This window comes from Sporosarcina sp. BI001-red, from assembly GCF_003384035.1.
Lineage (GTDB): Bacteria > Bacillota > Bacilli > Bacillales_A > Planococcaceae > Sporosarcina.
Map to the genome: position 1 here is coordinate 285,300 of NZ_QQAK01000012.1, position 14,872 is coordinate 300,171.

Below are 14,872 nucleotides of genomic sequence, written 5' to 3' on the forward strand. Positions count from 1 at the left end.
AATGTCCTTCAAACAAGGAGAGTCATGTATGAGTAGCATACCCATTTTAAAACGATTCGGTTTTAACATAGAAACAGAACAAAAGAGTATTTATCCATTTTCTCCAGTTTATAAGATAGATCACTACATCGTAAAAAGAACTCAGTTTCCTATAGAAAGAGCACTCAACCTTGTACAATATATTACTTACCTCGAAAGAAGCAGTATAGACATCGTAACGCCAGTCAAATTGAGTTTCAATAACCCTCAGCAAATCGAAGACGAATGTTTTGTTTGTTATCCTTTTATTGAGGGAGTTGCCTATGAAGGATCAGACGAACAGATTATACAAGCTGGAGAACTGCTAGGTCTGATCCATTCTTCATCGACAATAGAGAATAGGTTTCAACTAGAAGAATATGATGTTTTTGATTTTAATTATCAAGAAGTGGAGGAGCATATAAAAGAAATAGAAAAGTTCGTCGAGTTCTATCATGTGAATATTGACACTCTTCAATTGAAAACACTTTTAAATCGTGCAGTGGAGAACCAAGTTTCTATTAGGAATAGTACTATCTCCTGGATCGATACCCCACATGATTTTAAAGCGAATAACTTAATTTATAAAGAAAAAAGACCTGTTTTGATTGATCCGGATAATGCTAAATGGATCCCACGTGCATTTGACTTGGCATTGGTCATGCTACTGTTTCATAATGAACTAGCTTCAGCGCCAAATAGAGTATTTACTTCGGATGAATGGAACCTTTTTTTATCAGGCTATCTCAAACATCAAACGCCATCCGAAGAAGAGAGTGCACAATGGGAGGCTATCGTATTACACGTTTTTCTAGACGAAGTAATGTGGTTAATGGCTGAAGTCGAAAAGGACTGGAAACGAACTGAGCAAAGGGAACTCTTTGTCAGTCTTGCGAATGTAATCGCTAACTTAGAAGATTATCCACTTTGATAAAATAGAGTAGACAACCTGTGTGTAAACATTCTTAACTATGTTTGGAAGGTGATAGTTTTTGGTGGAGTTAAGAACAATTAATCAGGACAATTATGAAGAGTGTTTAAACTTGCATACAGCTGATACCAATGCGGACTTTGTAGACTCTGTAGCGTTGTCTTTAGCCGAAGCGTGGGTGTTTTATAATGACTCACGCCCCTTTGCAATTTATGCTGATAATGTGATGGTGGGTTATGTTTTAATGTATATTGGCGAAAACAACCCCCAAATCATAAATTTTATGATAGATAGCCGTTTTCAAAAAAGAGGCTATGGATCAGCAGCGGCTAGGCTCTGTGTTGAATATTTGTGGAAAGAATACAATGCAAGTAGGATTTCCTTACCAGTTAAATTAGAAAATATAACCGCACAAAAGTTTTGGAGCAACATAGGCTTTGAAATAACAGACGATATGGAGGATGGTTATCTTTATATGCGGTTATACATACTAGAAAAATATGTCTAGCATATGAAAACAGAGAAATACACTCCAAAGAGTTGGTTATGTATTATCTTCACAGAATAGCAAGGTATGACCAAGATGGTCCGAAAATAAATTCTATTCTTAAAATAAATCCTGATTCAATATTCATTGCTGAAGCATTAGATCATGAACGAAAGGCGAATGGTGTTAGAGGGTCCTTTACACGGTATACCCGTTGTTCTTAAAGACAGTATTGAAACAAATGCTTCAATGCATACAAGTGCAGGAACACAGGCATTAGAGAATCATATTAGTAAATGATGCATTCCTTGTTGAAAAGCTCCGTGACGCGGGTGCAGTTGTAAACTTAGGCAAGGCTAATTTGACAGAACTAGCTAACGGGATGTCAAATACAATGTGGGAGGCTATAGTTCCAGAGGGAGCCAAGTATTAAATCCTTTTGGTGATGTCCAACCTTATGTTGGTGGTTTAAATTTAGGTTCAGCTGTGGCAGTTGCTGCTAATTTCACAGTATTGTCTGTAGGCACTGAAACAGATGCTTCTATTCTAAGCCCTGCGGTTACAAATTCTTGTGGTAGGTATTAAACCACCCGTTGGATTGATTAGCCGGACCGGTATAATCCCTTTCACCTATTCTCAAGATACGGCAGGATAAATGGCAAGAACCGTTACGGACGCGACTATTTTATTAAGAGCACTAGTTTTCCTAAATTAATATAGAAAAAAAGCAATATAATTAAGTCTCCATAAGAATTAATTCAACTTAGAAAAACATTTGATTTAAATAAAGGGTCTACTGATCCGTTATTCAACAAAAAAGCAAGATTGATGAGCAGAGTGGATAAAAGTGAGGTGTTTTGTTTGAAGAAAAGAAATGCACGATTGCTTTCAGTTATAGGTATCGTGCTCGTATCCGTTTATATTATCTTATTTCTATCAACTGGTTTAACCAGAATAGCGAACTATAGTGAGTGGTACGCATTTTTATTATGTGTTTTCCTATCTGTGGGGGGATTTATTCTATCAATTTTATCAATTATTGGAGAAAGAATTTGTATCACACCTTATTTTACATTATTATTCTCATTTATATTAATTCTTTTTACGATTTTCATATTTCTTCTGCCCGAAGCAGGAATACCACCAGCTATACCATTTTTTTTAATTAATCATGAATTTGTTCAATAATTGGGATCGTTTGTTTAAGATCACAAGCCTAATTCAACGTGTTGCGTGAGACTCACAATCGCTATTGTTATAGTTGTGATTGTAGCTTTTTTAATTACGCTAAACGTAGAGAATGAAATCAATCAAGGCTTTTGGAAGCAAAGGCAATGCTTTGAGAATTGATGTCACAGTAGCTTTCGAATCAATTTGAACAAGAATATACCCCATAGCATCGCCTGCCGATACAGACAAGGTTACGGGGTATATTCTGGTTTATTATGGACAACATAATTGTATAGCATCTAGAAGCGCATAGGAGTCAATCACCGTTTCGCTTTACGAATTTCTAGTCACTCTTTTGCTCCTGTTGGGCTAAAAGTGATTCCCTCGAATAGTCTTCACTTTCATTTCTCTTTTCGGGATCTTTGTCCATTTTCTTTAATACCTCGCGTTGTTCGTCCTGAGAGAAGTTGGTATAAAGCACTGTGGTCTCAATTGTATTATGCCCCAACTGATCGCGAAGACCGACCTTAACGTGATTTTTAAAAAATCGTCAAACGCTGAAATCCCTTGTCGCACAAGGGATTTCAGCGTTTTTGTAATTAACGGAACGAACGGAAAAGGCGATTAACGCTGAAACCCCTTGTTGCAAACTAGCTGACCAAGGAAGTAATGAATCAAACGCTTGTAGAACGGTAAGACCCTTTTGTGAAGTTGTGTCAGGTAGTAATGCTATAAGTTTTCGAGAACAGTATCAGAGGAGAGATAGATTATCAAAAAGTGGTATTATTTGGAATTTAGGTAATTAACAATCCTTTTTATTGTATTTGGATGATAGGGTGAAGAGGATACATCTGATACGAAGATTCTTTCAATACACATAAATGGACAATTCCGGTATAATAGAATTAAGAAAGATTAATCACAGTATTCAAGAAACGGGCCATATTACGGTATATATAGAATATAAAATAGGGATAGGGATAGGGGAAAAAGTGGGACCCGAATTAAAAAGGAATTAAAATCAAATGAATTTCGAGATTTTATTGATTGAAAGAAGAATTAACCCCCCTTTTTGCCGGGAACATGGTATGAGTGCATGTGTCGAACAAACTCTGGGCAGAAAATTATCGACTGCTGATCACGAAGCCCTACTTTAATGAATTTCCAAAAAAATCAAACGTTTTAATCCTATATAGCCCAAGGGATTGAAGCATTTTTTTATATAGCGGTCCCATTCCTATCTGAGACCTCTGTTATCGACGGAGCAAAAGGAACTGATCTAACTAGTTTAGAATTTTCAAAGTGTAATGCAACCTTGAATAATATATTTAAATTTTTTAAATATATAGTGTTTACAAATTAATTACAATATTGTAATATCTTACAGGGAGGAGGTAGTAATGTGAAAAAGTTACTAATGTCATTAGTAGTATTGCTCGGATCTTCTTTCTTGTTCGCTTCTGTAAGTGAAGCGGCTTCCGTAAGTCCATCAAGACAAGACATTAAAGGATCAACTGCACTTGCAAGTTGGAGCTTCAGTTTTGCGAATGATGGAGCGAACTCCGTACGATTTAATCCGGGTGATGGTTCTGGTTATAAAGTAGTGGATTCAAATAACACCGTAGGCTTAAGTAAGATTAGTTATTCTTACTACAGTCAAAGCAAAGCAGTTACATATCTTCCTGAATTCATGGCAGTTAATAAGGGAGATGGTACAGCGAAAGTTGCCAAGGCAACAGTTTATAAGACTCTACCTTAAAAAAAGAGATGCCTTTAAGTTAATCAGCTTAAGGGTATCTTTTTACTTCTACTTCAGGGGGTGTACATGATGATACAAATAGCTGAAGCTCGGATTTCTTACGGCGACAGTCCTGCCATCTTAAAAGATGTAAACTTAACCGTGAATAAAAATGACTGGATCACAATTCTTGGCGTCTCGGGAACTGGCAAGACGTCGCTGCTGAACATAATCGGAGGCTTGCTCCGTCCAACTGCGGGGGAAGTGGAAGTCGAAGGCAGGAACTTGCAAGCCCTGACGCGTGAGGAGATGCAGGAGTACCGCCGGAACAAAATTGGTTTCGTCTATCAGGACTTCAAGTTATTTGACCAATACACAGTGCTTGAGAATGTCATGCTCCCTCAACTGCCGTATGATTCGCATAAGAAGCTGGAAAAACAGGCGATTCAGCTATTGGAACAAGTAGGTCTTAGTCATAGGCTGAGTCATTTACCTGCTGAGTTATCGGGAGGAGAAAAGCAGCGGGTGGCGATCGCCCGGGCTCTCATCGGGTGTCCGGAAATCCTGTTATGCGATGAACCAACCGGTAATCTGGACAACGAAAGCACGAAAACCGTGATGCGTATCTTGCAGGAACTACATAAAGGTGGCTTAACAATACTGTTGATCACCCATGACAATAGCTTGGCGTCTTATGGTAATCGTATTGTGACGACTGGAGACGGTACCATAGTGGAGTTGGATGGCGAATGAAACAACTTCTAAAGGGAAATCTACGGTATTTTAAGAGGACAAATAGCCTGTTCATTGCAGCCTTCGTCCTTATTTTTTCTGTCACTCCGATTGCTCTATATTCGATTGCGAATCTGAGTCATTCTATCCATGCCGATATCGTGCAGCACTCGCGAGGCAGTTATGATCTGCTGGTCCGCCCGCCTGAAGCTATCACGACTCTGGAAGAAGAGATCGGAATGGTGCCGGAAAACTACATCGGGGGCGGCCAAGGCGGAATTTCCCTGAATCAATGGAAGTCCATCAAGAACAACATTCATACAGAAATTGCTGCGCCGATTGCCTCGCTTGGGTACTTTACTGGACTCAATACAACACTGGGCGTCCTGCCGTCCCCGAAAGTGCCTTCGGTCTATGAGGTGGAGTATGTGACATCGGATGGTGTGAATGAGTACACGACGGACACCTACCGCCAGATTTTCATGCATTCGGCGGAGAGGGGCCTTCCATTGGTAACCCAAGTGGAAATGCTCTCTTATATTCATCCCCTGCACGCCCTGTTCCCACTTCCTATCACCTATAATCTTTTGGTAGGAATCGACCCGGAAGAGGAAGAAAAGCTAACAGGTATCGACTTTGCCTCCATCCAGTTTGGAAAAGAGGCAGAGGGGATCATTCGAAAGAACACAGCTGGCCACGAAAAGCTGAAAGATGCACAAATCGTACCTGTTCTTCAACTACGTGATGATACGATTTCTTTGGAAGCGAAAGTGTCCAGTGGGGAACTGGCATATTCGCCTCAGGAGATTCAAAAGCTGGTTGAGGAACATGGCCTTGATGAACAGCAATTGATTGACTTCGAAAATCCGGGCACCCGAAAACTGTTCGAGCGGCTTCTTAGGTCTCCAGTAACAAACGAATTCTCTCATGATCTGTCGCTACTTGGGTATCTGCAGCCGTTCAATGCAGAAGCCAAAGGGCTTGTCGTGATGGAAGACGGAGAAGTGGAAGATATGGATACGTACAGTGATACCACCAGTTATGCAAGTTCCGTAAATTGGAACAGCAGCACCAAGTATTATAAGGCAGGTCCTGTACCGTATAAGCGAACCTCTGACGGTCTGCAAGTTACGCAAGTCGGCACCGAGCATGGGGTGCCCATTTATCGATCTCTCGAGGAAAAAGGGACCACAATCACCAGTGACGATCAGACAGCGGATTCACTGTCGATCTTGACCGATCCTGTCGGGTATTATGAAACCGGGAAAACGAAAGAGCGTCTTGCGGCCAGCCCCTTGGGGATCTACCAGTTGGAGCCAGTGACTTACAAGGAGACGGACGGGGTGATGAAAACGCTTACTCCTACCTATACACCAGGAAGCTTCGTGACAGCTCCTGCGGAAGGGGTCACGAACATCGAATCGTCGAGGTTGGTGAAAGGGGACACACCGATCGATGCAATCCGTGTGAAGGTGGCTGACATCACGGATTATACGCCGTCGGCTGCACAAAAGATTGAAGATGTGGCGAACGAGATCCGCGGCATGGGACTTCATGTAGACGTCATCGCCGGTTCATCCCTACAGACACTCGATGTTGACGTGGAAGGGCTCGGAGTTGTACAGGAATCATGGACAAGTTTAGGGGCATCCGGAAAGATCGTGAACCAGTGGAATGCCACAACGCTGGTGCTGGCGATCATGTTCGCAATTGTGGCCTTCCTGTTCCTCATGAATCGGATCAGACTGTGGAGCGGCGAACGCCAACAATCCGTACAGCTGCTGAAGCTGCTGGGATGGACATCAAAAGACATCCGGAAGTTATATATGAAAGAAATGAACAGGTTGCTGATGATTGTCGTGGCCGTCTCAAGTGTCTTTATCATCACCTTCATCTACGCAAACGAGGTCAGTTTCCGGTTGGCTGTCTATCAGGTCCTGATAGTGGTGGTCCTGGTGCTTCTGATTATCGGCTTCACGTGTGGACAAGTCCAGCGGCTTCTCCACAATCCGGAGAACACGAAGAAGGGGAGAAAGGTGACTCGATCACGGTCCTTGGTGGTCAGAAACATCCTTTACTATCGCAAGAGCATTACAGCTACGTTTATTCAGCTGATTATCGTTAGTTCGCTGGCATCGTTCGTCTACTTGTCACTGAACGAATCAGTGATGCAGACCAATGCCACGGTGTTAGGGAAATACGTAAATGCGGAAATTGGGAACTGGAATAAGCTGTTGCTGGCAGCCACATACATCATGGCGTTCATCACTTTGCTCGAAAACATGAGCCGGATGCTACAGGAACGTAGTCAAGAACTTGAAAGCCTGAAACAGATCGGGTGGAAGTTCAAGGATATACAGCGGACTTTCCTCAAAGAACTCTCTATCTGGACCGGCACATCGGTTGTTTGTGGAAGTGTGCTTAGTGGACTGCTATTTGCGACATTTTACCCGATAACAGGCACCAATGCACTGTTCCTGTTGCTGACTAGCGTCGCCTTGTTTAGTCTTATCATAGCTCAGTGCTATATATTGGTAAACTATCGGATTCGCAAAATAATGCCCTAAAGAAGACCTTCGAAATGAGATAGCCCTTCTCTTCAAATTATTGAAGAGAAGGGCTATTTGTATACTTTACCTATGATAGACTAAGCAACTGCTTGTGCACCAGATACACAGACAGCAATACCATTGTTATAATTTGAGTTTACTTTGCAACCTAAGGTGATAAAGCAACACGACCGTTCCTCAATCGGGGGCGTTTGCGTGATAAGCACAATGTATGAAACGGGCCATTTAGTTGAAGTAGTTATTGTTGTGTTTTCGTTTAGATTAAGGTTACAATAAAAATGAGAACACATGTTTTTATTGGAGAGGAAATGAAAAATATGAATTTTAGTGAATCCGTTGAACGTTCAATACAATTAAGAAAAGTCTACCATCGTTTGGAACGACAGTATCATCAAACAGAATGGACAGTAGAAGAAGATGCGTTAGCTTTCCTGACAGATGCAGGTTTGGTCGGTCGTCTAACAATGTCTCAACAGGGTCGTTGGCCAACAAATGGGGAAACTGAATCTGAACTTGAACATAAGATTGGAGAATGTATGTGGTGGCTGATTAACTTGGCTGAACGCACGAATATTGATAGCGGTGAAGCATTAGAAAAATTCTTATCCAAGACAGAAAAAAAACTAGGGGATTGAACTATTATACCCGTTGAACTATCGGGTGCGTTTGCATGATAAGGACAATGCACCAAACGGGCCATTTAGCCTAAGTACTATTACAGAGGAGTGGGGGGTGTGAATTTGTTTTATAGAAGGAAATTTTACATTGTAAAGAATGAATTTGTTGATGTATTTAATGCTCATTTCAATGAGAATAACTTACCTAATCAGTTAAAGCATGGTGCTCAATTAATCGGCAGATGGATGATCCCAAAAGATGAAAAAACAACCGAGATCTTCGCTATTTGGGAATATGATAGCTACGAGGATTACGTTAAAATTGAAAATAGCGTAAGAAGTGACGAAGCGCACGTGCAACAAGTTCAGGATTGGTATGATAAGCATGGTGGAAGGGATTACGTCATTAATAACTATTTATTAGAAGTTAGAAACGAAGAAATAAAAACAACTTTGATGGAGTAATGTTAACTGATTTTCTTCAAGAATCGGGTGCGTTTGGTTACAGTTTCCTTTGAATTGTGCAAATTTCCGAATGAAAATTTAAAATCATGAAGTGAACGGACTGTCTTATGGTACATGAAAACTGTTATAATTGAGGTAACAACAAATGAGGGGTGTTATTTATGAATAAAAATTCACGAATAGAACGCCAAAAGCAAGTAGAATTTGCAGTTGGAATGGCCGCAATTGACGGTGGAAAACCAAGTGTATTTACAAAGAATCTTTTAAATCAATATGAAGAGGGTCAAGTATCATCCAGTCAATTGAAGCAAGCGATTGTTGAAAAATATACAAGGGCTGCACAGTAATTTATGGATCCTTATATTTATCCTAATACAAACACCTTAATCAACAATTTAGACATTCGGGATGAAGAACAATTAATTGACGTTGAAGCACAGTTATTAATTGCAGGGATAGTAGATATTTCATCTATCACCCAAAAGATTGATTTTAATAACTATGAAAGTCTCCATATAATTCATCGTTTTCTTTTTCATGAGCTGTATTCATGGGCTGGGGAATTTCGAACAGTCAATATATCTAAAAGTGAACGAGTTTTAAATGGATTATCTGTTGCTTATAGCGATAAAGATCACATTATGTCTGATTTAGAAAATGTTTTTAGATGGTCTGAATCTAAACAATGGAGCTATTCTAATCCTAATCTTGTAAAAGATTTTGCTGTATTTATGATAAAGCTTTGGCGTATTCATCCTTACCGTGAAGGAAATACAAGAACAGTTTCAATTTTCATGAAGCTTTTTGCTGAAGCAAGCAGGCTAGACTTCAATGCTCAATTACTTACACAACATGCAGGATACTTGCGAAATGCACTGGTTCTTGCTGCAGTAGAAGAAGCCCCAGAAACACACTATCTTTTGAGTATGATAACAGATGCACTAGGTGTAGTTAATTTCAATAAATTCAATCCTGATGATGCAGCGTCTAGTAGTTATCAAGTGATTGGACAATACGATGTTTCTAAATACGAAGAAAAACCTTTTGAAATTGATCTTGATGAAAAATAACTTTAAGCCAATGCGCCTAGAATGGATGTCATAGTCCGTTCTAATAAATTTGAGCATGGAATTACCCCATAGCATCGTCTGCCGATACAGACAAGGCTATGGGGTATAATTTTATTTATTATGGACAAAATAACTGTATAGCATCTAGAAGCTCATAGGAGTAAATCACCGTTTCGCTTTACGAATTTCTAGTCACTCTTGTGCTCCTGTTGGGCTAAAAGTGATTCCCTCGAATAGTTTTCACTTTCATTTCTCTTTTCAGGATCTTTATCCATTTTCTTTAATACCGCTCGTTGTTCTTCTTGAGACAAGTTGGTATAGAGCACTGTCGTCTCAATTGTATTATGCCCCAACTGGTCGCGAAGACTCACATTAACGTGATATTTAAAAAAACATCAAACGCTCCAATCCCTTGTCGTACAAGGGATTGGAGCGTTTTTGTAAGTAACGGATCGACCGGAAAAGGCGATTAACGCTAAAACCCTTTGTTGCAAACTAGCTGACCAAGGAAGTAATGAATCAAACGCCTGTAGATCGGTAAGACCCTTTTGTGAAGTTGTGTCAGGTAGTAATGCTATAAGTTTTCTAGAACAGTATCATAGAAGAGGTAGATTATCAAGAGGTGGTATTATTTGGTATTTATGTAATTGACAATCTTTTTATTGTATTTGGATGATAAGGTGACGAGATACATCTGATACGAAGATTCTTTCAATACACATAAATGGACAATTCTGGTATAATAGAATTGAGAAAGATTAATCACAGTATTCAAGAAACGGGCCAAATAATCGAATAAGGAATATTAAAAACCGAATTATTCTAAGTGGAAAGAAAATTCGAACCTCTTTGCACCGATTTCGTCCATAAAATATTATAAGTAAAAATGATTTTATGGAAAGGTTTGAGAAAAATGACTAAGTTAATAAAGCTTTTACTAATGGTCTTTGCAGTCACAATTTTGTTTGGCATAATATTTATTTATCAGTTATTAAACCCAAAACTAAGTAGCATTGAAGTGAATGAGGAAAATGAAGAAGGAACTTACATCTCACCAGACGGAGAGAAAATTATAACGGTTTATTTTAATGGTGGGCTAATATTCGGTAACGATTTAACCTATGTGGGAGTGCTAGAAGATTCTAACAGTGGTTTAAGAAAGAACATTTTTCTAGTGATGCCAAATGTTAAAGAAGTACGATGGGTAAATAATGAAAATATTGTTGTTAATGATATAGAAATTGCTATTGACGATACCTATGATTTTAGGAAGAAGTAAAAAAAATTAAACAATTGTAGAGGATTGAATGATGAATAGAAATAAAGGGTTCTTATTGAACTTCAGTAATCGGGGGCGTTAACTGGTGCGAAATGTTCCTAACTCAAATGAAATGTGGTCACACAATTTCGGTAAAGGTTAGGCAGTTTTAGGTTTCCTAAAACTGAAGGGTTATATCGAGAAGTCGAATGAGGGGGTAACGCTCCGAAAGGCTTCCCCTGCGTCGAGTAGCACGCAGATTAGTAAGGAAAAGCGTGTTATAAGCTCGGCTAATAGGCGTGAGAATTTACCGTAACAGTTTAGTTTGGCTGACGAAATCCTACCCGATGGGGTGGTGTAAATCATGATGCTTGGGTTGAACAAATATGGTGAGAATGCAATGTAAATACAATAAGATACTGTATTGCTGGCGAACCTCTGAATGTACGGGTCTTGACGCCCATTATATAGAAATGTATTTACTACCAAATGTAGGGTTAGCTGTGGATGAGTAAGAATCAGCAATATAAAAATCCATCTTGTGTTACAGGCACATGCAATGCTAACAGGCTCATAGGAGGCACCTAAGTTTGTTCCATAATAGATATAATTCAACGTTGTAAGCTGATAACGTGGAGGGCTTACTCTTGATGAAGCGTTGAAAAGGAAAATAGTCGTGAGACTAACGATTGTATAACTTTACTTCATATCAGTGAAAGTGGTGGCACAGTACCGTCGAAGCGTGTAATGAACGTGGAGGGATAGCCACTAGACTAATGAAAGATTCATTCAACTATGCAAGACAGTTCTTATACGATTAATAAGGTTCTTGTAAGACTAATAGAGGTTCAGCTCCAAAGGAGCCACCGACTTGTTAAAACGTAAGAAACTGAGGCACAACGAGTATTATGATATGCAATATCATTTTGATTCTTTATATGCTAAAAGTGCTGATGGTCAAAACTTTTATGGATTACTCGATTTAATGCAATCCGATGAAAACATTCGATTAGCTTATCGTAATATTAAACGAAATACTGGCAGTACAACGGCTGGATATGATGAACTAACGATTGAAGATATTAGTCAATTATCCGTTGTAGAAGTTGTATCTACGGTACAACGAATGTTTGGACGTTATTCACCCAAAGCAGTTCGAAGGGTATTTATCCCGAAGGCGAATGGGAAAACACGTCCTTTAGGGATTCCGACAATTTGGGACAGATTGTTCCAACAGTGTATTCTTCAAGTGCTTGAACCCATCTGCGAAGCAAAGTTTTATAAACACAGCTATGGTTTTAGACCCAATCGTAGTACACATCATGCGAAAGCCAGGTTCGAGACGCTCATTAATCGGGCGTGTCTATATCACTGTGTGGACGTCGATATTAAAGGATTCTTCGACAATGTAAATCATGCCAAATTATTGAAACAAATGTGGTCACTTGGTATTCGTGATAAAGCATTACTCTCTATTATTTCACGTCTCTTAAAAGCCGAAATTATAGGAGAAGGATTCCCAACCAAAGGTACCCCACAAGGGGGAATATTATCGCCCTTGTTGTCTAACATTGTATTAAATGAACTAGATTGGTGGGTTAGTCATCAATGGGAAAGCTTTGAAACACAAAAACCTTATCAATCATATGCTGGCAGATATAATGCATTGAAAAAATCGAATCTGAAACATTGTTATATTGTGAGATACGCTGACGACTTCAAAATACTTTGTCGTACTCGTTCGCAAGCGATAAAAATGCATTATGCAGTGAAGGATTTTCTTCAAACAAGGCTTCACCTTGAAATTAGCGAGGAAAAATCTAAAGTGGTTAACTTAAAGAAAAACTCTTCAGAGTTTCTAGGGTTTCGTATTAAAGCACATCGAAAGCAAACCAATAAAAGATCGCTGTATGTCGCCCGATCCCATATGACCAAAAAGTCACTGGATAATGCACAGATAAAGCTTAAACAAGCAATAAAGGCGATTCAGAAACACCAATCACCGGAAAATGTTTGGCGATTCAATACGGTAATAATGGGAATACAGAATTATTATTCCGCAGCATCTCACATTACAAAAGATTTAAATGAGCTGAGCAATCGTCTTAATAAAACGTTATTTAATCGTTTAAATGAAATGAGGAAAGAGGCTACGTTTCAGGAATTCACAAAAACCTTACAGAAACGGTATAAGGGGTACGAATGTAAACTTTATAAAATAAAAGGAATGGTCATTGTTCCCCTTCATGCCCAACGTTGTAAAGTGAATCTTAATTTCTCTCAATCAATCTGTAACTACACTACCGTAGGTAGAAATAAAATTCATCAAAGTTTGCGAGCAATTAATAAACAAGTGCTTGCTTATGTTATGAATCAGTATATACCAAGTCGTTCCATTGAATATAACGACAATCGGATTAGCCGATTTATTGCACAATACGGAAAATGTGCTGTTACAGGTATTGAATTAGGTCGGAACGACTGTCACTGTCATCATAAAATACCGTTTCATCTAACGCAAGATGATTCATATGGGAATCTAATGATGGTACACAAGCCCGTCCATCGTCTCATTCATATGAGAAATCGAGAGAAAATAAATGTGCTTTTAAACGCTCTTAAGTTAAATGGAAAACAACTTGAAAAGGTCAATGAATTGCGTGAGCTTTGCTTGAACGAAGCAATCTGATTCTACATTTCATCCTGCATATACATAAAAGTATTGAATGAATTGGATTAGTTGGAACGCCGTATGCGATGAAAGTCGCACGTACGGTGTGAAGTGGGGGAAAAGCTGGCGATAACTTCAAAAGTTTACCTATCACTATAACAATTGTTACGCACCAAACGGGTCATTAATTGTGAAGTAATGTTAAAACTTATCAGTTTTATTAAGGAGACACACATGGAAAAATTCATCAAGATTGTTATAGCTATCTCTTTGCTAATTCTTGCCCTAAATAGCTTTCGTCTAGTTAGCTATTTAAGAAACGTAACTGAATTAATGGGGGCATTAATAAATGCTACAAATTAGAATTAACCAACGGACCACAATCGGGCCATAAGAAGGAATAATCGATTTAAGCAACAAATTTTAATTTCATTTAATAAAAAAGGAGTTTTAATTATAGCAAAGAAACCATTTGGTCGTCATTGGAAGAGTTCCAAAGGATATAGGGTTATAGAAGGACTTGATACATATAACCATCATTTTGGGGGACAAGACTGCGACTTGCCCTTATGTAAGTTATGCGGGGAGCATATGCATCAAATATTTTATTTTGATTTAAATGATGATAGGCTCGCTGATTTAAAAGCTAAAGAACTAACTGCTTTACCGTTGTTTTCGTGTTTGAATTGTTCGATGGTTTGGGAACCTCAATATTTTAAGTTAAGTGATGGAGGTAAATCCATTCAAATAATCAATCAAGAAAATACGGATATTTGGATTCAGGATGAGGCAGATAAGCTACCTGTGCCACTTCCTAAAACAAATATAAAACTTATCGAAATGAAAGACGAAGATATTCCAACTAATGAAGAAAATTATGATTTGGCTTTTGATCTATTTGGGTCAGAGTACTTGTGTAGAGTGTTGGGTGCTCCTTTGTATGAAGAGGTTCCTGAAGATTTAGAATGTCCGATCTGTAAAAAAGAAATGAAGTACATTGCCACAATAACACAAGACCTTGGAGAACTGGAACTCATTTCAGTTGTTGATTTTCAGTTAGGAGAGATGAATATTTACTATTATTTATGTAAAGATTGTTCAGTTATAAAAACTCAAATACAAGGCACATAAAAATTACCTCTTCA

Annotated in this window: 12 protein-coding genes and 1 pseudogene; all 13 read left to right on the top strand. The window is 38.8% G+C overall.

Annotation, left to right across the window (positions count from 1 at the left end):
• The first annotated feature begins 28 nt into the window (after positions 1 to 28).
• The 13 genes and pseudogenes from DVB69_RS10825 to DVB69_RS10890 all read left to right on the top strand — a co-directional run bounded on the left by DVB69_RS10825 (position 29) and on the right by DVB69_RS10890 (position 14,858).
• Positions 29 to 949 (top strand): phosphotransferase, encoded by a 921-nt coding sequence (locus tag DVB69_RS10825; protein ID WP_116019118.1) that lies wholly within the window; start codon positions 29 to 31, stop codon positions 947 to 949.
• A 64-nt stretch (positions 950 to 1,013) separates the two neighbouring features.
• Positions 1,014 to 1,457, top strand: a complete 444-nt coding sequence (locus DVB69_RS10830; protein ID WP_199562850.1) for a GNAT family N-acetyltransferase — start codon at positions 1,014 to 1,016, stop codon at positions 1,455 to 1,457.
• Between the two features lie 159 nt (positions 1,458 to 1,616).
• Positions 1,617 to 2,021 (top strand): annotated as a pseudogene (locus tag DVB69_RS10835) (amidase family protein).
• 1,987 nt (positions 2,022 to 4,008) lie between these two features.
• Positions 4,009 to 4,365: a hypothetical protein gene (locus DVB69_RS10840; RefSeq protein ID WP_116019120.1), complete on the top strand. Its 357-nt coding sequence runs from the start codon at positions 4,009 to 4,011 to the stop codon at positions 4,363 to 4,365.
• Between the two features lie 66 nt (positions 4,366 to 4,431).
• The gene (locus DVB69_RS10845; RefSeq protein ID WP_233505369.1) at positions 4,432 to 5,097 is read left to right on the top strand and encodes an ABC transporter ATP-binding protein; all 666 of its coding nucleotides are present in this window, start codon (positions 4,432 to 4,434) and stop codon (positions 5,095 to 5,097) included.
• A complete protein-coding gene (locus DVB69_RS10850; RefSeq protein WP_116019122.1) occupies positions 5,094 to 7,643 on the top strand; it encodes an FtsX-like permease family protein in 2,550 nt (849 codons plus the stop codon). Before DVB69_RS10845 ends, DVB69_RS10850 begins: the two co-directional genes overlap by 4 nt.
• A gap of 281 nt (positions 7,644 to 7,924) precedes the next feature.
• Positions 7,925 to 8,281, top strand: a complete 357-nt coding sequence (locus tag DVB69_RS10855; RefSeq protein WP_233505370.1) for a nucleoside triphosphate pyrophosphohydrolase family protein — start codon at positions 7,925 to 7,927, stop codon at positions 8,279 to 8,281.
• Between the two features lie 105 nt (positions 8,282 to 8,386).
• Positions 8,387 to 8,728, top strand: coding sequence for an NIPSNAP family protein (locus DVB69_RS10860; protein WP_116019277.1), 342 nt, complete (start codon positions 8,387 to 8,389; stop codon positions 8,726 to 8,728).
• 161 nt (positions 8,729 to 8,889) lie between these two features.
• Positions 8,890 to 9,075 carry an antitoxin VbhA family protein gene (locus DVB69_RS10865; protein WP_116019123.1) on the top strand — a complete coding sequence of 62 codons (186 nt, stop codon included), beginning with the start codon at positions 8,890 to 8,892 and terminating at the stop codon, positions 9,073 to 9,075.
• Positions 9,076 to 9,078: 3 nt separating this feature from the next.
• Positions 9,079 to 9,798, top strand: coding sequence for a Fic/DOC family protein (locus DVB69_RS10870; RefSeq protein WP_116019124.1), 720 nt, complete (start codon positions 9,079 to 9,081; stop codon positions 9,796 to 9,798).
• A 913-nt stretch (positions 9,799 to 10,711) separates the two neighbouring features.
• Complete coding sequence (locus DVB69_RS10875) at positions 10,712 to 11,077, top strand: DUF5412 family protein (protein WP_116019125.1); 366 nt, start codon at positions 10,712 to 10,714, stop codon at positions 11,075 to 11,077.
• 850 nt (positions 11,078 to 11,927) lie between these two features.
• The gene (gene ltrA, locus DVB69_RS10880) at positions 11,928 to 13,745 is read left to right on the top strand and encodes a group II intron reverse transcriptase/maturase (protein WP_483315846.1); all 1,818 of its coding nucleotides are present in this window, start codon (positions 11,928 to 11,930) and stop codon (positions 13,743 to 13,745) included.
• A 438-nt stretch (positions 13,746 to 14,183) separates the two neighbouring features.
• Positions 14,184 to 14,858 carry a hypothetical protein gene (locus DVB69_RS10890; RefSeq protein ID WP_116019126.1) on the top strand — a complete coding sequence of 225 codons (675 nt, stop codon included), beginning with the start codon at positions 14,184 to 14,186 and terminating at the stop codon, positions 14,856 to 14,858.
• Positions 14,859 to 14,872 lie beyond the last annotated feature (14 nt).